This is a genomic window from Actinomadura craniellae, assembly GCF_003289645.1.
Taxonomy (GTDB): Bacteria; Actinomycetota; Actinomycetes; order Streptosporangiales; family Streptosporangiaceae; genus Actinomadura_D; species Actinomadura_D craniellae.
Genome location: NZ_QLYX01000014.1, coordinates 18,586 through 39,895 on the forward strand (window position 1 = coordinate 18,586; position 21,310 = coordinate 39,895).

Below are 21,310 nucleotides of genomic sequence, written 5' to 3' on the forward strand. Positions count from 1 at the left end.
CGAAAGGTGTCCACCGGATGTACGTCTGCATCTGCAACGCCGTCACCGAGGACGCCGTACACCGCTGCGTGGCCGACGGGGCCCGCAGCATCAAGGAGGTCCGGGCGGCGGTCGGTATGAAGCCCGCCTGTGGTTCGTGCACCCGGCGGCTGTGCGACCTCGTCGGCGAACGGCGCACCGCCCTGGAGGCGATCGACGCCGCCGTCAGCGGCCCGCCGCTGCTGGCGGCACCCGACCTCCGGGGCGACCTGGTCAGCGAGAGGAGGCAGGCACCGCTCACCGCAGCCTGACATAACGCCTGATCATCCCGGCCGCCACTGCGGACCGGGCATGTTGCGTTGTCCTTTGTCGGTGTTCCATGCGACGATTGGTCGATATGGAAGGCGACAAGGACATCATCAACCTGCTCAACGAGCAGCTCACCGCGGAACTGACCGCCATCAACCAGTACTTCCTGCACGCGAAGATGCAGCAGAACTGGGGCTTCACCCGCATTGCCAAACACACCCGTGACGAGTCGATCGACGAGATGCGGCACGCGGAGACGCTGACCGACCGCATCCTCTTCCTGGAGGGTCTGCCCAACTACCAGCGGCTCGGCACGCTGCGCATCGGCCAGACCCTCGTCGAGCAGCTCGAATCCGACCTCACGGTCGAGATGGAGGCCGTGGCCCGGCTACGGCCCGGCATCGAGCTCATGCGCTCGCGCGGCGACGTGACCTCGGCCCGCATCTTCGAGGAGATCCTCGCGGACGAGGAGGAGCACATCGACTACCTGGAGACCGAGCTGTCCCTGGTGCGCTCCCTCGGCGAGCACAACTACCTGCAGCGGGTGTCCGGCACTCCCGGCGACGACGACTGACGCGCCCCACGCGCCCGTTCCCCTCCGGCCGAGGGGGACGGGCCGCCTCTCCTGTTTGATGGACCGGTGACCGACTCTCCCTACGCCGACCTCGACCGGCCGCCGCTGAACGAGCGGACGCTCACCCGGGCCCTGGTGCGCCCGGGCACCCTCTGGCGCGAGATCCGGGTGGTGCGGCGGACCGGCTCCACCAACGCCGACCTGGCCGCCGCGGCGCTCACCGGCGCGCCCGAGGGGACCATCCTGGTCGCCGAGGAACAGACGGCCGGGCGGGGCCGGCTCGGCCGGACCTGGGCGGCGCCGCCGCGGTCGGGCCTGCTGTTCTCGATCCTGCTGCGGCCCGAGGTACCGGTGGCGCGACAGGGCTGGATCCCGCTGCTGACCGGGGTGGCGGTGGCCACCGCGGTGCGCCGGATGAGCGCCCGCGCCCAGGCCGGAGACTTCGGCGAGCCCGTCCCCGGCGAGCAGGTGGACGCCCGGCTGAAGTGGCCCAACGACGTACTGGTCGGCGAGCGGAAACTGGCCGGGGTGCTGGCCGAGCGCGCCGGCGACGCCGTGGTCGTCGGGGTCGGGCTGAACGTGGTGCTGCGCGCCGCCGAACTGCCGGTCCCCACCGCCACCTCGCTGGCGATCGAGCACTCCGCGACGACCGACCGGGAACTCCTGCTGCGCGCCGTGCTGCGCGGTTTCGACACCGGCTACCGCGACTGGACGGCGGCCGGCGGCGACCCGGAGGCGAGCGGGCTGGCGGCCACCTACCGGGGGCTGTGCGCCACCCTCGGCCGCGAGGTCCAGGTGCACCTGCCCGGTGACCGGACGCTGACCGGAGTGGCCACGGACATCGATCCCGCGGGCTGCCTGATCGTGGCCGATGAGATCATCAGCGCGGGAGACGTCGTACACGTACGGTGATGGCGGACTTTACTCGCCGGAGCACCTTGCGGCATGGTTTCTGCCACGATATGCCGCGTGAGGCGTCCCCTGGGGGTGGAGATGTCGGCTCAGATGCCGGACCCGAAACGGATCGAGGAGATCCTGCTCGGAGGTGAGCTGCGCTACACCCGTGTCGACGCCGTCCGGCTGTCCGGGGTGACCAAGGAGTTCTCCGAGCGGCTGTGGCGCGCCTTCGGCTACCCGCACATGAGCGACGACGCCGTGGCGTTCACCGAGGGTGACCTGGCCGCCCTGGGCCGGCTGCGCCGGCTGATGGAGGAGGACGTCCTCGACGAGGACAGCGTGATCCGGATGGTCCGCGCCGTCGGCCAGACCATGACCCGGCTGGCCGAGTGGCAGGTCGAACTGCTCACCGCGCGGCTGGTCGGCAACGGGGGGCAGGAGCAGCCCAGCGCCGAGGCCGTGCAGATGGTCGTCGACGTGGCCGAGCAGCACATCAACGACTTCGAGCCGCTCATCGTGCACGCCTGGCGGCGGCAGCTCGCCCAGGCCGGGACGCGGCGGATGGCGGTGGCCGCCACCAGCGAGGACTCCATCCCGAGCCGGGTGCAGGCCACCGTGGGGTTCGCCGACATGGTGTCGTTCACCCAGCTCAGCCGGGAACTCGACGAGCTCGCGCTGGCCCGGGTCGTGGAGCGGTTCGAGGAGACCGCCTCCGACGTGATCGCCTCCTGCGGCGGGCGGCTGGTCAAGACGCTCGGCGACGAGGTGCTGTTCAGCGCCGACTCCCCCGGCCTGGGCGCCGAGATCGCGCTGCGGGTGGCCGAGGGCGTCAAGGACGAGACCGAGATGCCCGACGTCCGGGTCGGCGTGGCGTACGGCCCGGTGCTGCCGCTGATGGGCGACGTCTTCGGCACCACGGTCAACCTGGCCGCCCGGCTCACCTCCATCGCCCGGCCCGGCTCGGTCGTGATCGACTCCGAGCTGGCCGCGGAGCTGGACGGCATGAAGCAGTACGACATCACCCGTATCGTCCGGCGGCCCGCCCGCGGCCTGGGGATCATCCAGCCCTACGTGCTGCGCCGCACCTCCTGACCGGCCCGGCCGACCGGAGCGAGGATCGACCCGGCCCGCCCCCGGGAGATACGGCCCTCAGCCGGTGTTCTGCAGGCCGGCGGCCACCCCGTTGACCGACAGCAGCAGCAGTTCCTCCAGCCGGGCGCGCTCCTCGTCGGTGGCGTCACCGGCGCGGAGCGCGGTGAGCGCCCGTAGCTGCAGGTGGGACAGCGCGTCCACGTAGGGGTTGCGCAGCTCGACCGCGCGGGAGAGCACCCTACGGTTCTCCAGCAGGCGCTCGTGGCCGGTGACGGCCAGCACCAGGGAGCGCGTCCGGTCGTACTCGGCCAGGACCGTCTCGGTCAGGTCGGCCCGCCCGCCCAGCGCCAGGTAGCGCTCGGCGATCGCCCGGTCGGACTTGGCCAGGCTCATCTCCGCGTTGTCCAGCAGCGCGGCGAACAGCGGCCACGACCGGTACGCCTCGCGCAGTTCCCCGGCGTCGTCCGACACGGCCGCCAGCCCGCTGCCCAGGCCGTACCAGCCCGGCAGGTTGACCCGCGTCTGCGTCCAGGCGAACACCCACGGGATCGCGCGCAGGTCGCCCAGCCCGCGGGCCGCGGTGCGGCGGGACGGGCGCGAGCCGATGCGCAGCTCGGAGATCTCCTCCAGCGGGCTGACCCGGGCGAACCACCCGGCGAAGCCCTCGGTCTCGATCAGCGCGGTGAAGGCGGCCCGCGCGGCGTCGCTGATCTTGTCGGCCAGCGGGCGGAACCGGGCGGCGGCGGCCCGCGCCCGCTCCTCCACGGCGGGGGTCGAGGCCAGCAGCACCGCGTTGGTGACCTGCTCGACATGGCGCCGGGCGATCCGCGGGTGCCCGTACCGGGCGAAGATGACCTCGCCCTGCTCGGTGACCTTGAACCGGCCGGCCACCGACCCGGGGGCCTGGGCCAGGATCGCCCGGTTGGCCGGGCCGCCGCCGCGGCCCAGCGAGCCGCCCCGGCCGTGGAACATGGTCAGCTTGACGTCGTTGCGGGCCGCCCAGGCGGCCAGCGCCTCCTGGGTGTCGTACAGCCGCAGGGTGGCGCTGGTGGGGCCGAGCTGCTTGGCCGAGTCGGAGTAACCGAGCATGATCTCCAGCCGCCGCCCGGTCTCGGCCAGCCGGCGCCGCACCGCGGGCTGGGCGAGCATGCCCTCCAGCACCTCGGGGGCCCGCTCCAGGTCCTCGCCCGTCTCGAACAGCGGCACCACGTCCAGCACCGGGGCCCGGTCGCCGAGCGAGGCCGCCAGCTCGTAGACGTTGGCGATGTCGGTGGCCGACCGGGTGAACGACACCACGTACCGGCTGCACGCCCGCACCCCGAACCGCCGCTGGATCCAGGAGACCACCCGTAGCGTGTCGAGGACCTCCTCGGTCATCTCGCTGCGCGGGCCACCCGCGCGCACCTCGGCCAGCGCCTTCTCGTGCACCTGCGAGTGCTGGCGGATCTCCAGCTCGGCCAGGTGGAAACCGAACGTCTCGACCTGCCAGATCAGGTGCTGGAGCTCGCCGTAGGCCTGCCGCAGCGCGCCCGCTCCGGCCAGTGACTCCTGCACCAGGCGCAGGTCGGCCAGCAGCTCGTCCGGGGCGGCGTAGGCCAGGTCGGCGTCGCGCTGCCGGGTGGCGGCGACGCGCTCGGCCGCGAACAGCAGCAGTTGCCGGTGCGGCTCGCCGGGCGAGCGGTCGGCGATCTCGGTGAACCGGGCGGGCCGGGCGATGCCGGCCGCCGCCAGCGCGTTGCGCAGTTCGGCGGACGGCGGGGTGGTGGACTCGTGCGCGGTGAGCCGGCGGCCGATCCGGGTGCAGACGTTCTCCAGGGCGCGCAGCACGTGGTCGGCCTGGATGCTCACGGCCTCCCGGGTGACCTGCGCGGTGACATAGGGGTTACCGTCGCGGTCGCCGCCGATCCAGCTGCCGAACCGCAGGTAGGGCCGGGCCCGCGGCGGGCGCGCCCCGGTGCCCGCGGGGTCCAGCGCGGTGTCGAGGTCGCGGTAGATCTCGGGCACCGCCCGGAAGATCGTCTCGTCGAACGCGGCCATGGCGGTGCGGACCTCGTCCAGCGGGTCCATCTGGGTGTGCCGGCGCAGCGCGGTGCGCCACAGCAGGTCGATCTCCTCGCGCAGCCGGCGCTCGGTGGACGCCCGCTCGCCCGCGCCCGCCTGGGGGTCGCGCAGCGCGTCGAGCAGCCCGCTGATCCGCATGATCGCGGTGACCACGGCGCGGCGGCGGGCCTCGGTGGGGTGCGCGGTGAAGACCGGGCGCAGTTCCAGGTCGCCGAGCACGGCGTCCAGCCGGTCGTCGCCCATGTCCTTGATCTCGGCGACCGCCGCCGCGACCGAACCGGACACGGGGCCGCCGGTGTCGCGCTCGCGCAGCGTCCGGATGCGGTGGTGCTCCTCGGCCAGGTTGGCCAGGTGGAAGTAGACGGTGAAGGCGCGGGCGACCAGTTCGGCGCGTTCCAACGGCCAGCCCTCGACGATCTCGGCCACCGCCTCGATGGACATCTCGCCGCGACGCGCCAGGATGACCGCCCGGCGCAGCCATTCGACGTCGTCCAGCAGGCCCTGGCCGCCGTACTCGACCAGGCTCTCGCCGAGCATCGCGCCCAGCAGCTTCACGTCCCGGCGCAGGGATTCGGGCATCTCTTCCCGGGCGGAGCCGCGCCCCTGGACAGGGGCGGAGTCATGCGTGTCGGTAGCCACCCGCCCAGCGTAGCCAGCACCCCCCGGACCGCACCGCCCCGGAGGCACGCCTTGTGGTCTAGACCATCCTTACCCACCCCGGTCGCCATGCGGGCGAAAGGGCGTGGTTACCCTTTCGCCATGGCGATGGAAGCTCCCGAACCGGCGATCGATATCGACATCCACACCACCGCGGGAAAGATCGCGGACCTGGAACGGCGGCGCTACGAGACCGTGCACGCGGGCTCCGCGCGCGCGGTCGAGAAACAGCACGCCAAGGGCAAGATGACGGCGCGCGAGCGGATCGACGCGCTGCTCGACCCCGGCTCGTTCGTGGAGTTCGACGGACTCGCCCGGCACCGGTCCACCAACTTCGGCATGGAGAAGAACCGGCCGTACGGCGACGGCGTGGTGACCGGGCACGGCACGATCGACGGCCGCCAGGTCGCCGTGTTCAGCCAGGACTTCACCGTGTCGGGCGGCTCGCTGGGCGAGGTGTTCGGCGAGAAGATCTGCAAGGTCATGGACCACGCGCTGAAGACCGGCTGCCCGGTGATCGGCATCAACGACTCCGGCGGCGCGCGGATCCAGGAGGGCGTGGTCGCGCTCGGCCTGTACGCGGAGATCTTCAAGCGGAACGTGCACGCCTCCGGCGTGATCCCGCAGATCTCGCTGATCATGGGGCCGTGCGCGGGCGGCGCGGTCTACTCGCCCGCGATCACCGACTTCATCGTCATGGTCGACCAGACCTCGCACATGTTCATCACCGGGCCCGACGTCATCAAGACCGTCACCGGTGAAGAGGTCACGATGGAGGAGCTGGGCGGGGCGCACTCGCACAACACCAAGTCCGGGGTGGCGCACTACCAGGCGTCCGACGAGGACGACGCGATGGAGTACGTCAAGGCGCTGCTGTCGTACCTGCCGTCCAACAACCTCTCCGACCCGCCGGCGTTCGAGGTCCCGGTGGACGCCGAAGCCCTCGTCGAAGAGCTCGACACGCTGATCCCCGACTCCCCGAACCAGCCCTACGACATGCACACCGTGATCGAGCACGTGCTGGACGACGGCGAGTTCCTGGAGGTCCAGCCGCTGTTCGCGCCGAACATCGTCATCGGCTACGGCCGGGTCGAGGGGCGGTCGGTCGGCGTCGTGGCCAACCAGCCGATGCAGTTCGCCGGGACGCTCGACATCGACGCCTCCGAGAAGGCCGCGCGGTTCGTCCGGACCTGCGACGCGTTCAACATCCCGGTGCTGACCTTCGTCGACGTACCCGGCTTCCTGCCCGGCACCGACCAGGAGTTCGGCGGCATCATCCGGCGCGGCGCCAAGCTGCTGTACGCCTACGCCGAGGCCACCGTCCCGCTGGTCACCGTGATCACCCGCAAGGCGTACGGCGGGGCGTACGACGTCATGGGCTCCAAGCACCTGGGCGCCGACATCAACCTGGCCTGGCCGACCGCGCAGATCGCGGTGATGGGCGCGCAGGGCGCGGTGAACATCCTGTACCGGCGGGAACTCGCCGCGGCCGACGACCCCGACACCCGGCGGGCCGAGCTGATCAGCGAGTACGAGGACACGCTCGCCAACCCCTACATCGCGGCCGAGCGCGGCTACGTGGACGCGGTGATCAAGCCGTCCGAGACCCGGGGTCAGGTCATCCGGGCATTGCGGGCGCTACGGGAGAAGCGCCGCACCCTGCCGCCCAAGAAGCACGGCAACATCCCCCTTTAGGAGAGCCCCATGACGGCCCAGCCGTTCCTGCAGATCGTGCGCGGCGATCCCACACCGGAGGAGATCGCCGCGCTGGTGGCCGTGCTGACCGCCCGGGCCCGGGCCGCCGCCGGACCGCCGCCCCGCCGCACATCCGAGTGGACGGCCAGGTCCCGCGGCGTGCGCGCGCCCGTCGCGGCCGGCCCCGGCGCGTGGCGGGCGAGCGCGCTCCCCCGGTGACGGCCGCCGACATCTGACCGGCGGTTCACGCCCGGGAGGGCCGGGGCGGGAATAAGGTGAAACCTCATGGCCACCTCGGAGCTCGTTCCCCAGCCCGCCCGCTACGCACTCTTCGTGGACGCGGGGTACCTCTACGCGGCCTCGGGAGCGTTGCTGCTGGAGGCCAGTTCCCGCCGCGAGTACCGGGTGGCGGCCGAGAAACTCATCAAGGCGCTGACCGAGCACTCCAAGAGCATGGGCGGCGAGCCCGTCCGCGGCGATCTGCTCCGGGTGTACTGGTACGACGCCGCGCCCAAGCGGCAGCCGACCGTGGACCAGCGGGTCATCGCCAACCTGCCGCACGTCAAGCTGCGGCTCGGCAACCTCAACGCGCAGGGCCAGCAGAAGGGCGTGGACGCCCAGTTGCGCGCCGACCTGGAGGCGCTCGCCCGGTACCGGGCGATCACCGATGCGGTCCTGCTGGCCGGCGACGAGGACATGCTGCCCGCCGTCGAGGCCGCCCAGCGGTACGGGGTGCGGGTGCACCTGTGGGGCGTCGAGCCCACGCACGGCTCCAACCAGGCCGAGTGGCTGGTCTGGGAGTCCGACACGGTCGAGGTGCTGGCCGCCGACTTCCTGCGGCCCTACTTCACCAAGGCCAAGCCGGTGACGGTGCCGGCCCCGAGCCCCGCGGTCACGCCCAAGGCCCCGGCGGTGCCCTCGCCGTCGCAGGTGTTCGCCGGCCGGCCGCCGGCCGTCAAGCCCGTCGTGGCCGCCGGCCGGGCCACCACCCCGCTCCCGGTCGCGGCGGGCGACGGCAAGCTCGGTCCCGACCGGCACCAGATGCTGGAGATCGGCGAGCACGTGGCGCAGAAGTGGCTGTTCGAGCGGGGGCGCGACAACATCCGCGACCTGCTGCCCGGCCCGATCCTGCCGCCGGTCATCGACAAGGAACTGCTGATCGAGGCCGAGAAGGAGCTGGGCCGTTCCCTCCGCCCGTACCAGGAGGCCCGTACCTGGCTGCGCGACGGCTTCTGGGAGCGGGTGTACCGCGAGTTCGGCATCGGCGTCGGCAAGTCCGACTGACCGGATGACCGGATGAGGCCGCGTTCCGCGGCACGCCCCTGCGTCTTTGCAGGTGAAATCGACCAGATGTTATTAATCCGGATTTTCCGGAATTGCTACCTTGAGTGACTTCGTCTGATATTTCGCCGAGGTTAACCGGCGGTCCACAACCCTCTGGTGCGCTGTCCCGTCCAGACGACCCGTACAGCGATCAGACAAAGGCCCTCATGCGCAGCTACCTGGCCATCGTGGCCAAACACCCCGGGCGGCGAATCGCTCCGCCCGTACTGGCGACCGCCCGGACCGCGACCGTCGAAGGGTTACCCGTTCCGGCCGAAAACCTGAAAAGACAGGAGTGGATCAGCCCGCACGGCGATATCGCATTACTGGCCTGGTCGAACGAACCGAAACACGAACTTCTTCCCCCCATGCTGATTGATTCGGGCGCGGGCGTGGTCGGATACTGCGGGTACCTCGGCGACCCGGCCGAGGAGGAACTGCTGGCCGCCGCCGACCGGCTGGACACGCGGCTCGACGCGTTCGGCGGGGTCTTCTCGGTGTTCCGGGCGGACGGCACCGGGTTCGAGGCCGCCACCTCGATCGCCCGGGTGTGCCCCGTCTACCACACGGAGACCGCCGACCTCGCGATCGCCGGGAGCCGGGCCCTGCCCGTCCACCTGACGGCCCGGGCCGCACGGACCGGGCAGACCCGGCCCCGGCCGGACATCGACCTCCTCGGCCTCCAGGTGATGGTGCGGCACGGGTTCTACACCAACGACGAGACGCCCTTCCGGGACGTGCGCGCCCTGCCGGCGGCGGCGACGCTCACGGCCCGCCCCGGCAAGCCCGTCCGGATCGACCGGCGCCCGGCTCCCGAGGCCGGCGGGCGACCGGCCCGCGGCCGCGCCGCGCGGCAGGGGGTGACGGCCCTCGCCGAGGCCCTGCTGGAGGCGGCACGGCCCCTGGGCCGGCACGGCGAGCCGATCATGCTCGGCCTGACGGGCGGCCGCGACAGCCGGATCATGGCCGCCCTCCTGCACACGGCCGGGGTTCCCTTCACCGCCCGGACCCGCGGCTTCTCCGACGACCCCGACGTCGTCCTGGCGACCCGCATCGCCGGCATCCTCGGCGTGCCGCACGAGGTGGCGCTGCCCCGGGAGGACTCCGGAGGCCGGTTCCAGCAGGTCGGGCACCCGCTGCACCGGGCCCACCACGTCATCCGGATGTGCGAGGGCATGACGTCGGCCTACGAGAGCGTCAACGGCTTCGCCCCGTACACGATGACCCCCAAGACCTCCGGTTCCGGCGGGGAGACGCTGCGCGGCGGCTTCCTCTACGACCAGAACGACATCAGCCCGGAGGGAATCCGGCGCCGGGTGAAAACGATCTTCTGCTCCGCGGACGAGTTCCTGACCCCCGAAGCCCGCGAGCGGTCCCGCCCGCACCACGAGGAATGGGCCGAACGGGCGCGCGCCGACGGACCCGGCGTCCTCGACACCCTCTACCTGCACTACCGCACCGGGCGCTGGCTGGTCGGATCGCACACCGCCACGGTGATGAACTGGCCCTTCTACCACCCCTTCCTCGACAACCGGGTGGTGCGCGCCGCGCTGGAACTGCCGGCGACCTGGCGCCGGAGCGAAGAAGTGGTCTTCCGGATCATCGAGACGCTCACCCCGCAGCTGCGGGACCTGCCGCTGGAGGGCAAGCGCTGGGGGTTCGAGCGCACCCGTCCGCGCCGGATACTCAACCGCGGCCGCTGGCACGCCCGCGCCGCGCTCCTGCCGAGCGGGCGCACCTCGGGCTTCAACTGGCGCAAGCAGGCCGTCGAACCGCTCCTCGGCGTCATGCGGGAGCAGATCATGGATGGTCCGGCCGAGCTGTTCGACCTGGTGGACCGGGCTCGGATCGACGAGACGCTCACCCCGGGAGCCCAGGGATGGGCGATGCAGCGCTGGCACGTCTACACCCTCAGCGTGCTGCTGTCGGGCCGGTGGCGTGAACCTCTGCCGCCGGACCTGCCCGGGCTCGACATCCCGATCCCCTCCGCCCAGCCCCGCTAGCCGGAAACGCCCGGCAACGACCTACGCGTTTTGTGATTACGCCGACACAAAGCGTCGCAGTGTCGATACAGTCCGGGCGTGGTCGGGGCGCGGAAAGGATTCGTCGGCGCCGTCGGGGTGGGCGTGCTCACCCTGGCGGCGCTCACGGCGTGCCGTTCCCCGGCGCCGTTCTACCGCACCGGCACGGGCGGCCCCGGCGCCGCCGTGGTGGCACTCGGCGGCCCGGCCCCCTACGTCGCCGGCCCACCGGACCGGACGGCCACCGCCGAGCCGATGGAGCGGCCGCTCGACGTCTACGCGGGCACCCGGGGGCGGCTGCTCGGCGGGCGGCCCTACCCGCCCATGGTGTACGTGCCGAACGCCGGGCACGCCACCGTCGACGTCATCGACCAGCGGACGTACCAGATCGTCGGCCGGCTGTGGGTGGGGCCGCGGCCCCGGTACGTGACGCCCTCCTGGGACGGCCGGACCCTGTGGGTCAGCCACTCCGGCGGGCTGACCGCGATCGACCCGCGGAACGGGCGGCGCGGCCGGCGGGTACCGCTGGCCGATCCGCGCGGCCTCTACTTCCGTCCCGACGGCGGCGCCGCGCTGGTCCTGGCCGACGGCCCGCCGCGGGTCGACTTCTACGACCCCGCCCTGCTGCGCGGGCTGGGCTCGCTGCGGGTGCCCTGTTCCGAGCCGGAGCACGCCGACTTCTCCGCCGACGGCGCCCAGTTGGTGATCGGTTGCCCGCCGTCGGGTGAACTGGTCCGGGTCGACCCGGTGCGGCGCAAGGTCACCGGCCGGCTCCCGCTGGGCGCCGGCTCCCGGCCACAGCAGATCCGGCTCTCCCCCGACGGCCGGATGTTCTACGTGGCGGACGCGGCGCAGGGCGGGGTCTGGCTGATCGACGCCGCCCGGTTCCGGCGGGCGGGCTTCGTGCCCACCGGGGCCGGGGCGCACGGCCTGCACCCCGGCCGCGACGGCCGGCTGCTGTACGCGGCCGGGCGCGACGACGACTCCGTCACCCTGATCGACTTCGCCGCCCGCCGGGTGGTCGGCCGCTGGTGGCTCCCGCCGGGCGCCGCCCCCCAGGTCGTGGGGATGTCCGCTGACGGCGGCACGCTCTGGCTGTCGGGCCGGGGCGCCGTACACGTCGTCTCCACCCACACCGGCCACCTGCTGCGCACCCTGTGGACCGGCGGCGCCGCCCCCTACGGCCTGGCTGTCTACCCCCAGCCGGGCACCCGCTCCCTGGGCCCCACCGGCCACACCCGCTGACCCCGCCCCGCACCTTCACTGATCCTTCAGGGTTCAGGGCGCCATAACGCACCGAAAGCTGAAGGATCAGCGGAGGGGCGGCCGCGTCAGATGCCGTGGGCGGGGATGCGGTGGCGCGGGAGCAGTTCCTCGATCAGGGCCTCGGTTTCGGGCTGGATCTGGTCCAGGAGGGGGTCGTGGCCGAGGTAGGCGCGGAGCTCGTCGGCGACGACCTCGACCTGGGTGAGATCCCCCGCGGCGTGGGTGGCGCGCAACAGGTCGCGCCAGAGCACCTCCTCGTCGGGGACCAGCCGCAGCCCCGCCCGGGCGGCCTCAACCGCGCCCCGGGCGTCACCGTCGTCCAACCTGATCAGCACCAGCCGGTGGGAGACGTCGATCACCCGGGCGGTGGCCTCGTACTCCAGGTCGTCGGCGGCCAGCCAGCCGTACCGCCCGCGCGGCCGGTCGGCCAGTAGCGGGCCGCGAACCAGGTCGAGGGCGTACGCCATGTACGCCGCCTCGGAGTCCGGCTCGGCCGCCGACCGCCAGACCAGCCAGCGGAACACCGACCAGTCGATCCGGACCTCCGAACCGAGCCGGATGCGTCCCCGCTCGTCGTAGTACAGGTTCGGCCGGCCGCGCGAGTCGCGGCCCAGCCAGTCGGAGACCCGGGCGATGGTGGCGTCGCGCACCCCGGCGGTGACGCCGCGCGGCCAGACGGCACCGCCCAGCACGGTCGGGTGCACGCCACCGGGATGCGCGGCCAGGTAGACCAGCACCTCGGTGCAGAGCGGGCGCCGGCTGTCGTCCATGGGGCCCGGGGCGTCCACCTCGACGGAGCCCAGCAGCCGGATGTCCGCGGCGGGCCGGTCGTCGACCGCGGCGGGCGGCTCGTCGCCCAGCGCGGCCCGGGGGTCGGGTAGCGCCGCGGCGTCCAGCCGGCCGGCGGTGTGGAAGAGGTCGACGACCGCCCGGTACTGCTCGTCCGGGATGAGCTGCGCCTCGACGTCGAAGCCCAGCACCCCGGCGTGCAGCGCACCCTCGGGGGTGACCTCCCAGGTCCAGGCGGCGCTGGAAACGTCGCCGGGCACCAGGTAGCCGGCGGCCATCCGGCGCCCGGTACGGGCCAGCGCGCCCAGCCGGGCGGCCTCGTCCGGCGTGGGCTCGTCGGCCATGATCAGGTAGTGCGGCATCCACGCCTCGCCGAACACGCCCCGGCAGCGGCCGGTGAGCACGGAGTCGGCGCCGGAGGCGGCCAGCGCCTGCCGCACCTCCTCGGTGCGTCCCTCCAGTTCGGGCAGCGCGTCGGCCAGCGTGTGCACGGCGCGGATCCGGTCGGGGGCGACCTGGACCAGTTCGGAGCCGAAGCCGACCAGGGTGATCCGCATGTGGTCGGACCAGCGGTTGGTGGCCAGTTCCAGGGCGACCGCCGCCAGCACCGCGCGCCGGGTGTCGGCCGGGCCGCGCAGCGCGATCAGCCCGTGCGCGGCCTCCAGGTCGACCAGGATGCGGCCGGTGTCGTTGGTGCCGATCGAGACCAGCCCGGGGTAAGGGGCCAGCACCTCGCCGAGGTCGGCGGCCTCCAGTTCGGGCAGCGCGGTGGCGTGCAGCCGCCAGACCTGGCCGTCGTCGTGGGCCTCCCAGGGGGCGGGCGGGTGCCGGTCGGCCGGGGCGATCCACAGGTCGAGGCTTTCGGCCCCCAGGTGCACGCCGTACACGGTGGGCAGGGTGCGGTCGTCGGCCGCCAGGCTCTGGGAGAGCTGCCGCAGCCCCAGGTCCAGCAGCCTGACCGCGTCCTCGTCGGAGCCGATGCGTAGCGCCTGCTCGGCGGCGGCCGCCGCCCCCTCGGGCCGGGCGATCATCTCGCCGAAGCCGCGGTGCCAGCGCTGCTCGCGGCGGCGCCGGCCCAGCGCGGCCAGCAGGCCCGCGGCCAGTAGCGCGCCCGCCGCCAGGCTCTGCGGCCAGCCGATGTCGACCGGCACGAGATCGACGTCGGCCGCGGGCTGTTCGGGCCGCTCGGACGGCTGCCCGCCGCCCGGCACCTGCGCCCCGCCGGTGCCGGCCTCGCCGCCGAGTTCGGTCGGGGTGCGCGGGCGGCTCGTCTCGGCCGGGCGCTCCGCGGGGCGTTCTGCGGACGGCTTGGGTGCCGGCGCGGCGGCGCCGGGCTCCGTCGGCGTGGCCCGGGCCGGCGGCGGGACGGGCTGGGCGGACGGCGGCTCTGCGGGAGGCCGGGTGGGCTGCGCGGGCTTCGTCGGCGTGGCCCGGGTCGGCGGCGGAGCCGGGGCGGGCTGGGCGGACGGCGGCTCGGCCGGCTGGGTGGCCGGTGGCTCGGCCGGCGGGGTGGGTTGCGCGGACGGCGGCTCGGCCGGTGGCGCGGGCTGCGCGGACGGCGGCTCCTCGGCCGGTGGGGCCTGGACGGGTGGTTCGGGCGCCGGGTCGGGTTTGGCCTTGCCGTACTGGAAGTACTCGTCGAGGTCGTCCACGGGGACCACCCGGGCGTTCGCCGCGTCGGCGGGCATCTCCAGGATCCAGCCGGGCCGGATCAGGCTGGCGATGGAGAGCTTGGACCCGTCGGGCTGCTCCCGGCCCTTGTTCAGCGCGTAGATCTCCTTGTAGCGGCGGCCGTCGCCGAGGCACTTCTCGGCGATCTCCCACAGGCTCTCGTGGTGCCGTCCCTCGGGCGGCTGCACCCGGTAGATCTTCGTGGTCAGCGCCTTCTGGGTGGGCTGCTCGGTGGGCAGGTCGGCCGCCGCCGGCGGGGGCGTCTCCGCGGGGGCGGTCGCCGCCATCTGGCGGAACTGCGGGGCCTCGGTGGCGACCGCCTGGGCCGGCTGCAGGCCCCGGCCGGCGGCGAACGCCGGCACGATCGCGGTGGTGGCGGTGAACAGCAGCAGCGCGGTCACCACCAGCCGGTGCACCAGGGACTGGGTGCCGCCGGCCAGCGGGACCCGGGCGGGCACGCCGATCCCGCGGATCCCCGCGTGCACCTCGACGGCCACGCAGACGAGCAGTTGCAGCCAGGCCAGCCAGACCAGCGCGGCCAGGATCGTGAGCAGCGTGCTCGGCCCGATCTGCTGGGTGAAGTCGTCGAGCGCGGGCGGCCGGTCGGGCAGCGGCGACCCGAAGACGGCCAGCAGCAGGACCGGCACCCCGACCACCAGGGCCGCAAGCAGGACGGTGGCCGCCACGCCCGCGAGCACGTCGCCCGCGCTGCGCCGGCCCCGGATCTTCACAGGCTCTCTAGCTGCCATCGCGCGCCCCTAGGGGTTGCCGTCATCGGGATGGGCGGACGCCGTCGACGTCATCTTAAACTCGCTGAAGCCGGGGAGCAGGTTGAGCAACTGCGGTTGTACCGCGATGGTCACCGTCACCTCGACCTCGTCGCCGCCGGGGTAGCGGCACAGCGGCGTCCCCTCGAGTTCGTCGGGGTACTCGTCCAGGAACGCGAGGGCCCGGCCGCGCATCGCCTTGGCCACCGGCATGCTGAACGCCACCCCGCTCAGGTCGGCGTCGCACTGGACGGTGACGGTCACCTGTCCGCCGGGCCCAAATTCACTGACGTCCGGGGTGACCTGCGGCCCGCCCTTGCACCAGCTCGTGCCGCCGATCGAGTACTCCACGGCCTCCCGGGCGAGGCTGGCCGCCGCCTCGGGGCTGCGCCCGGTGGACGCCGCCCGGGCGGCGTCCCGCGCGGCACCGTTGATCTGGCTCTGCACGTCGACCACCCGGCCCACCGCCACCAGGAACATCATGAAGACGATGAACAGCGGGGCCAGCAGCACGAACTCCAGGGACAGCGAGCCGCGCTCCCGGCCCCCCATCACGGGTTCTCGCACTGCGTCCCCTCTCCCACGTCGGGACGGAAGCACTCGCGCGGCCCCCCGGCCCGCTTGGTGACGTTGAACTTGAACCCGGGGATCACCTCGACCGCCTTGCCGCGGACCTCCACCCACCGCTGGTAGCCGTCACCGCCCACGGTCACCTGCGGCTCGCCCAGCAGCCGCGGCCCGTAGTTCAGCACGGACTTACGGGCCCGCTGCTCGGCCGAGGTCTGCCAACCCGCGGTGTCGTCGCCGCGTGCCACCCGGGCCCCGTCCTGGGCTGCGGCCAGGGCGACGTGCTGGGCGTGGTAGACCAGCGCGAACTGGACGACCAGCAGGATGACGGCCACGAGCAGCGGGGTGAGCATGGCCAGTTCCAGGCTGCTCGCCCCCCGATCTGCGGGTCTCCGCGGGTTCCGCGACATTCAGAAAGCGGGGGTGTCTTTGTTGATGTCGGTCTGCGCCTTCTGCACCCGGCCCCGGATCGTGGCGTACACCGCCAGCGCGATGATCACCAGGATGCCGGAGATGATGGCCCACTCCAGGGCGGACGCGCCCCGGCTGCGGTCCTCGGTGCGCAGCGCGTGGATGCGGGCCCCCAGCATGGCCCGCAGATAGAAGATCACCGGGTCGTTGAGCGGATTCATGGCTCTCCTTGCGGTTCTCATGCCGTGAGCAACCTCGTCACGGCGGGATAGGTCAGGAAGATCAGAAAGGCCGCGCACAGCAGCAACTGGGCGACCAGCATCGACTGGGAGCGCTCGCCGGCCTTGCCCTCCAGCTCGGAGACCTCCCGGCTGCGCATGGACGCCGCCCGGGCGGTCAGCGACTGGCGGATCTTGGCTCCGTCGTCGGCCACCAGCGTCAGCGCCGCCGCGAGGTCGCGCAGTTCCGCCACGTTGACCTCGTCGCCCAGCGTGCCCAGCGCCTGCCAGGGGGTCTGGCCGGTGATCCGGGCGTTGGTCAGCGCCTCACGGATGCGCCGCAGCGGCCAGCTGTCGCCGATCTGCGAGGCGGTCATCAGCGCTTCGGGCACCCCGCGCCCGCCGGACAGGTTCATCGCCACCAGGTCGAGGAAGGCGCCCACCACGTGCCGGAAGTCGCGGCGGCGGACCGCCGCCTCCTGCCGCAACTGCATGTCCGGGAAGAAGAAGAACACGCCCGCCAGCACCAGGCCCAGCCACACCGGGACCACCACCGGGATGCCCAGCAGCGCGCAGTACGCCGCCAGCAGCGGCATCAGCACCAGCACCCCGGCCGGCAGCAGGAACTTGGTGGCCAGGAACGCCTCGAACGACCGGTCGAGCAGCGCCAGGTCGGCGCGGACCGTCCGCTGCTCCCAGCCCTGGGACGCGTAGAACCGGGCCAGTGCCGTGCCCAGCCGCGCCCGCAGGCCGCCGAACCGCTCCGAGGTGGTACCGCCGGGTCGCGGGGCGTCCTCCTGGCGGCTGGCCCGGGCGTCGAACGCCGCCAGCCGGGAGGCCAGCCCGGGACGGGACGGGAACAGCGCCCGCACCAGGGCGAAGACGCCCAGCCCGACCAGACCTCCGGCGATCAGCGCGGCGTTCACGAGGTACCACCGCCCGCGTCCATGGCGTGCCGGCCGCGCAGCGGCGGGGCGCCCGTGCCCTGCCAGCTCGCCACCGTGGCCGGCACCTGGGCCGGAACGCCCGGCTGGTCCCGGGGCGTACCCATGATCCGTTGCGGCAGGTCGTACCGGGCCAGCCGGCGCAGCCACAGGAACCCGGCGGTGTACAGGGCGATCACGCCGACCAGCACCGCCTGGCCGAGCACGCTGTCGTACGGCTCGACGTATTCGGGGTTGAACACCGCCAGCAGCAGCGCCACCCCCGCGGAGAAGCCCACGACGATCTGCACGCTGCGCCGGGTGGTCCGGCGGTCGGCCTCGACCCGGCGGCGCATGTCGAGCTCGGCCCGGGCGGAGCCGGCCAGCGCGCCCAGCATGTCGCGCAGGCCGGGGCCGCGCAGCCGGGCGTTGAGCATCAGCGCGCCGATCACCAGGTCGGCGGAGGAGTCGTCGAGGTCGTCGGCGAACCGGCGCAGCGCCTCCGGCAGCGGCATCCGGGTGTGCATCCGGTCGACCAGGGTGCGCAGGTCCGGCTGGAGCACCGGGGCCGCGGCGCGCAGCGAGGCCGGGATCGCCTGTTCCAGGCCGACCGCGCCGGCGATGGTGTCGCGCAGCGACTCGGTCCAGGCGGCCAGCGCCTCCAGCCGGGCCATCGCCTTGCGCTCCTCGGCCGCGCCGCCGCCGATGGTGTTCCAGGCGAAGACGAGCAGACCGGCGCCGATCGCGGCGACCGGCCACCGGGTGATCACCAGCACTCCGGCGCCGACCCCGATCGCGGCCGTCCCGCGGGTGCCGAGCGAGCGCACGATCTCCTCGCGGCTGCGCCGGGGGGTCGGCTTCCCGGGCCGGGCGGGCAGCCCGCGCAGGGCCACGACCAGCAGTAACAGCCCGCCCCCTACCAGGGCTCCGGCGAGCACGGCCAGCAGGACGTCGGGCGTGGTCTGGGGGTTCACTGCCACATCACCGCCCCCGGACCGGCCGGGTGGTAGCCGAACTCGGCGAGGTCGTCCAGGCAGGAGATCGGCGCCCCGGGCACCGCGTGGCCGGTCGGCCCGGTGACGAACACCTCGCTGGACAGCACCCGGCCGTCCACCCCGGTGACCTCGCGCACGCTCGACACGTAGCGCAGCAGCCGGCCGCCGCGCTGGTAGTCGTTGCGCTTCTCGATGAAGACCACGAAGTCGATCGCGCCCGCGATCAGCATGTGGGTGGCCTCGATCGGCAGCCGTTCCTCGGACTGGATGGCGTAGGTGGCGACCCGGTTGAACACCTCGGAGGAGGAGTTGGCGTGGATCGTGGACAGCGACCCGTCGTTGCCCTGCGTCATCGCGTTCAGCATGGTGACGATCTCGTCGCCCAGCACCTCGCCGACGATCACCCGGGACGGGTTCATCCGCAGCGACCGGCGGACCAGGTCGGCCATCGAGATGGCGCCCTCGCCCTCGGAGTTGGGCAGCCGCTGCTCGAACGCCACGCAGTTGGGGTGCAGTTCGGGGAACTGGTCGAGGCCGAGTTCCAGCGCCCGCTCGACGGTGATGAGCCGTTCGCCCGGCGGAATCTCGTTGGCCAGGGCGCGCAGCAGGGTCGTCTTGCCCGCGTTGGTGGCGCCGGCGAGCATGATGTTCTTGCGGGCCGCGACGGCCGCCTTGAAGAACTGGCCGAGCTCGGGGCTGAGCGTGCCGTTGCCGATCAGGTCGGCGAGGAAGACCTTGCCCAGCCGGGCCCGCCTGATCGACAGCGCGGGCCGCATGGTCACGTCCATCACCGCGGAGAGCCGGGAGCCGTCGGGCAGCCGCAGGTCCAGCTCGGGGTTGGCGGTGTCGAACGGGCGGGACGACAGGCCGCTGTAGGCCGCCAGGATCTGGATGAGCTCGACCAGTTCCTCGTCGCTCTCGGCGACCGGCTCGCCCATCACCTCCCGGCCGTCGGCGTAGCCGATGAACACCCGGTCGCAGCCGTTGACGTCGATGTTCTCGATCTCGGAGTCCTCCAGCAGCGGCTGCAACCGCCCCACGCCGAACAGCGCGGCGTGCACCCCGGCCGCCAGCGCCTCCTCCTCTTCGGCGTTGGGCGGGCGGCGGCCGGCGGTGATCTCGCCCCGGGCGAACTCCTCCAGCACCTGGGCGATCAGGGCGCGGGCGAACTGCCGCTCGTCCTCGCCGGACATGGGCGGCAACCCGGCGCCGGCGTCCAGCCGCCGCTGCTGGGCGAGCCGGTCACCGACCTCCTGGCGGAGCCGCTTGACGAGACCGTGGTCCACTTACCGCTCCCTTTCCGGCGCGTACAGGGAGCGGCCGGGTACCCGGCCGTTGGCGGTGTGCAGCGGGGCCATCCGGGCGGCGATGTTCCCGGCCAGCTCGCGCGCCGACCTGATCAGCAGTGACCGGTCGAGCCGCCCGCCCCACTGGCCGCGCAGCATCTCGGCGCCCTTGGGGTCGAGCGCGAACCCGCCGAGCACGGTCGCGGAGAGCTGGGCGTTGGTCACGATGCGCTCGACTTCGGCGATCGAACCGCGGAAGTCGCGCGGGTCGGCGATCACCACCACTCCGATCGGCGGGGTCCCGCGCAGTTCCTCCTGCAGCGCCGAGACGCGTTCGCGCAGGTGGGCGACCTGTTCGAGGGTCGGCCGGGTGAACAGCACGACCAGGTCGGCCGAGCGCAGCAGGTCCAGGGCCGAGCCGCCCGCGCCGAGCCGCCCGCAGTCGGCCAGCACGTCGACCGGGGCCAGCCCGGCGAACGCCCGGCCCAGCGGGCCCCACAGCCAGGTCATCGCGTGGGCCTGCTCGGCGTTGGTGGTGCCGATCAGCACGTCGAGACCGCCGACCAGCCGCTGGCAGTGCTCGCCGATCTGGTCGGGGCGCAGCCCGCGGCGGGCCGTCGCGGCCAGGCTGAGCAGGCCCCGGGCCGGGTTGAGCACGCCGCCCGACTGGTTGCCGGCGCCCTCGGCGGGCAGCCGGTAGACCAGGTCGCCGCCCGACTGGTCGCACTCGGCGACCAGCACCGGGCGGGGCCAGACCGCGCCCAGCGCGACGGCCGCCGTGGTGACGCCGGGCGCCCCCTTGTCGGCCGCGAGCGCGATGAGTGCCACGGTCAGCCCCCCACCGGCGGCGAGGACAGGCCGGGGCTCGGTGAGACGGGCTGCCGCGGGGCCTGCTGGACCGGGGGCTGCTGCGCCGGTGGCTGCTGGCCGGCGGGCGGCACCGTCGTCCCGGTGGGGATCACCGCGACCGCGATCGCGCCCGCGGACGCCGCCTGGGTCACCAGCGGCGCCTGGGCGGGCGGCACCGCCACCGAGACGGTCACCTGCTCGCCGCGCACCGTGCCCTCGCGCCCGTCCCCGCCGACGTCGTAGACGATCGCCTCCTCGGCGAGCACCGCTCCGGGGCGCGGCCCACCGCTGGCGGCGGTGCCCACCGCGTACAGGCTGACCCGCAGGCCGGGCCGCAGCCCGTTGGCGGGCATCTGCCCGGGCTTGAGGGCCAGTCCGACGATCAGCCGGCCCCGGATCGCGTCGTTGGTGCCGCTGACCATCCCGTTGGTCAGCAGCGCCCCCCGCACCAGCGGGACGGCCGCGTACGCCTGGGTGACCTTGTGCCGCTCGGACCAGCGGATGTACGCGATGCCGGTGTCACCGATCTGCACCTCTTCCAGGGCGCTCGCCGGGATCTGCTGCCCGGCCGCCACCGGCTGGGCGATCCGCACCGCCGAGACCCGCTGCCCGCTCGCCATCACCAGGTAGGCGCTGGCGAGGGCGCCGCCGATGATGAGTAGCACGGCGAGGGCCGCCAGCGCGGGCTTGCGCTCGCGCGGCGGGACGGGCAACCGCTGCCCGGCGCCGGACCCCAGCCCGGTGCGTCCGAGTGCCGCCGGATTGCCCGGGGCGGTCGTTTGACTGCTTTTCATCGCTGAGGCAACTCCGAGGTGCGCGTACGGCCGCAGCGACCCATGCTTGCCGGGTCTGCGACGCCCCGTCAATGGATTCGGTGAGGTGAAGCCATGCCGTAACCCGGTGTATGCCGGTGACCAGCCGATTCGACGATCACCTGCCCCCTGACACCGGTCACGGTGG

At 73.4% G+C, this 21,310-nt stretch carries 19 protein-coding genes; 9 read left to right on the forward strand and 10 right to left on the reverse strand.

Translation table 11 applies throughout. The annotated features are described in order from the left end of the window. The first annotated feature begins 17 nt into the window (after positions 1-17). From DPM19_RS25855 to DPM19_RS25870, 4 genes are all read left to right on the forward strand, one after another. A complete protein-coding gene (locus DPM19_RS25855) occupies positions 18-290 on the forward strand; it encodes a (2Fe-2S)-binding protein (RefSeq protein WP_111870639.1) in 273 nt (90 codons plus the stop codon). Positions 291-376: 86 nt separating this feature from the next. After that, positions 377-862 (forward strand): bacterioferritin, encoded by a 486-nt coding sequence (bfr, locus tag DPM19_RS25860; protein WP_111870641.1) that lies wholly within the window; start codon positions 377-379, stop codon positions 860-862. A gap of 66 nt (positions 863-928) precedes the next feature. Continuing rightward, positions 929-1,774, forward strand: a complete 846-nt coding sequence (locus DPM19_RS25865; RefSeq protein WP_111870643.1) for a biotin--[acetyl-CoA-carboxylase] ligase — start codon at positions 929-931, stop codon at positions 1,772-1,774. Positions 1,775-1,855: 81 nt separating this feature from the next. Beyond that, positions 1,856-2,851 carry an adenylate/guanylate cyclase domain-containing protein gene (locus DPM19_RS25870; RefSeq protein ID WP_111870790.1) on the forward strand — a complete coding sequence of 332 codons (996 nt, stop codon included), beginning with the start codon at positions 1,856-1,858 and terminating at the stop codon, positions 2,849-2,851. Between the two features lie 57 nt (positions 2,852-2,908). On the opposite strand, the gene DPM19_RS25875 is transcribed toward DPM19_RS25870, so the two are convergent. Continuing rightward, entirely contained in the window at positions 2,909-5,491 is a 2,583-nt protein-coding gene (locus tag DPM19_RS25875) for a phosphoenolpyruvate carboxylase (protein ID WP_111870644.1), read from the reverse strand. 180 nt (positions 5,492-5,671) lie between these two features. Between DPM19_RS25875 and DPM19_RS25880 the strand changes: the two genes are divergently transcribed. The 5 genes from DPM19_RS25880 (at position 5,672) to DPM19_RS25900 (ending at position 11,853) form a co-directional block, all read left to right on the forward strand. Then, positions 5,672-7,264, forward strand: coding sequence for an acyl-CoA carboxylase subunit beta (locus DPM19_RS25880; protein ID WP_199485284.1), 1,593 nt, complete (start codon positions 5,672-5,674; stop codon positions 7,262-7,264). A gap of 9 nt (positions 7,265-7,273) precedes the next feature. Next, positions 7,274-7,483 carry an acyl-CoA carboxylase subunit epsilon gene (locus DPM19_RS25885; RefSeq protein ID WP_111870645.1) on the forward strand — a complete coding sequence of 70 codons (210 nt, stop codon included), beginning with the start codon at positions 7,274-7,276 and terminating at the stop codon, positions 7,481-7,483. 66 nt (positions 7,484-7,549) lie between these two features. Next, complete coding sequence (locus DPM19_RS25890) at positions 7,550-8,548, forward strand: NYN domain-containing protein (RefSeq protein ID WP_111870647.1); 999 nt, start codon at positions 7,550-7,552, stop codon at positions 8,546-8,548. Positions 8,549-8,955: 407 nt separating this feature from the next. Next, the gene (locus DPM19_RS25895; RefSeq protein WP_158566893.1) at positions 8,956-10,590 is read left to right on the forward strand and encodes an asparagine synthase-related protein; all 1,635 of its coding nucleotides are present in this window, start codon (positions 8,956-8,958) and stop codon (positions 10,588-10,590) included. Positions 10,591-10,668: 78 nt separating this feature from the next. After that, positions 10,669-11,853, forward strand: coding sequence for a YncE family protein (locus DPM19_RS25900; RefSeq protein WP_146778990.1), 1,185 nt, complete (start codon positions 10,669-10,671; stop codon positions 11,851-11,853). An 86-nt stretch (positions 11,854-11,939) separates the two neighbouring features. Here DPM19_RS25900 and DPM19_RS25905 read toward each other — a convergent pair whose 3' ends face one another. From DPM19_RS25905 to DPM19_RS25945, 9 genes are read right to left on the reverse strand one after another with little or no spacing between them, the layout of a single operon-like run. Next, positions 11,940-15,083: a bacterial transcriptional activator domain-containing protein gene (locus DPM19_RS25905; RefSeq protein ID WP_111870651.1), complete on the reverse strand. Its 3,144-nt coding sequence runs from the start codon at positions 15,081-15,083 to the stop codon at positions 11,940-11,942. Between the two features lie 9 nt (positions 15,084-15,092). Continuing rightward, positions 15,093-15,668 carry a TadE family protein gene (locus DPM19_RS36475; RefSeq protein ID WP_233510757.1) on the reverse strand — a complete coding sequence of 192 codons (576 nt, stop codon included), beginning with the start codon at positions 15,666-15,668 and terminating at the stop codon, positions 15,093-15,095. Beyond that, positions 15,653-16,078 (reverse strand): TadE family protein, encoded by a 426-nt coding sequence (locus tag DPM19_RS25915; protein WP_111870653.1) that lies wholly within the window; start codon positions 16,076-16,078, stop codon positions 15,653-15,655. The genes DPM19_RS36475 and DPM19_RS25915 overlap by 16 nt, the downstream gene beginning before the upstream one ends. Continuing rightward, positions 16,079-16,300, reverse strand: coding sequence for a hypothetical protein (locus DPM19_RS25920; protein ID WP_111870654.1), 222 nt, complete (start codon positions 16,298-16,300; stop codon positions 16,079-16,081). 17 nt (positions 16,301-16,317) lie between these two features. Continuing rightward, positions 16,318-17,223 (reverse strand): type II secretion system F family protein, encoded by a 906-nt coding sequence (locus DPM19_RS36825; RefSeq protein ID WP_111870655.1) that lies wholly within the window; start codon positions 17,221-17,223, stop codon positions 16,318-16,320. Beyond that, positions 17,220-18,194 carry a type II secretion system F family protein gene (locus DPM19_RS25930; protein WP_199485285.1) on the reverse strand — a complete coding sequence of 325 codons (975 nt, stop codon included), beginning with the start codon at positions 18,192-18,194 and terminating at the stop codon, positions 17,220-17,222. The genes DPM19_RS36825 and DPM19_RS25930 overlap by 4 nt, the downstream gene beginning before the upstream one ends. Next, positions 18,191-19,501 (reverse strand): CpaF family protein, encoded by a 1,311-nt coding sequence (locus DPM19_RS25935; protein ID WP_111870657.1) that lies wholly within the window; start codon positions 19,499-19,501, stop codon positions 18,191-18,193. The genes DPM19_RS25930 and DPM19_RS25935 overlap by 4 nt, the downstream gene beginning before the upstream one ends. Then, a complete protein-coding gene (locus tag DPM19_RS25940; RefSeq protein WP_111870658.1) occupies positions 19,502-20,329 on the reverse strand; it encodes a hypothetical protein in 828 nt (275 codons plus the stop codon). Positions 20,330-20,331: 2 nt separating this feature from the next. Next, positions 20,332-21,144, reverse strand: coding sequence for a CpaB family protein (locus DPM19_RS25945; RefSeq protein ID WP_111870659.1), 813 nt, complete (start codon positions 21,142-21,144; stop codon positions 20,332-20,334). Positions 21,145-21,310 lie beyond the last annotated feature (166 nt).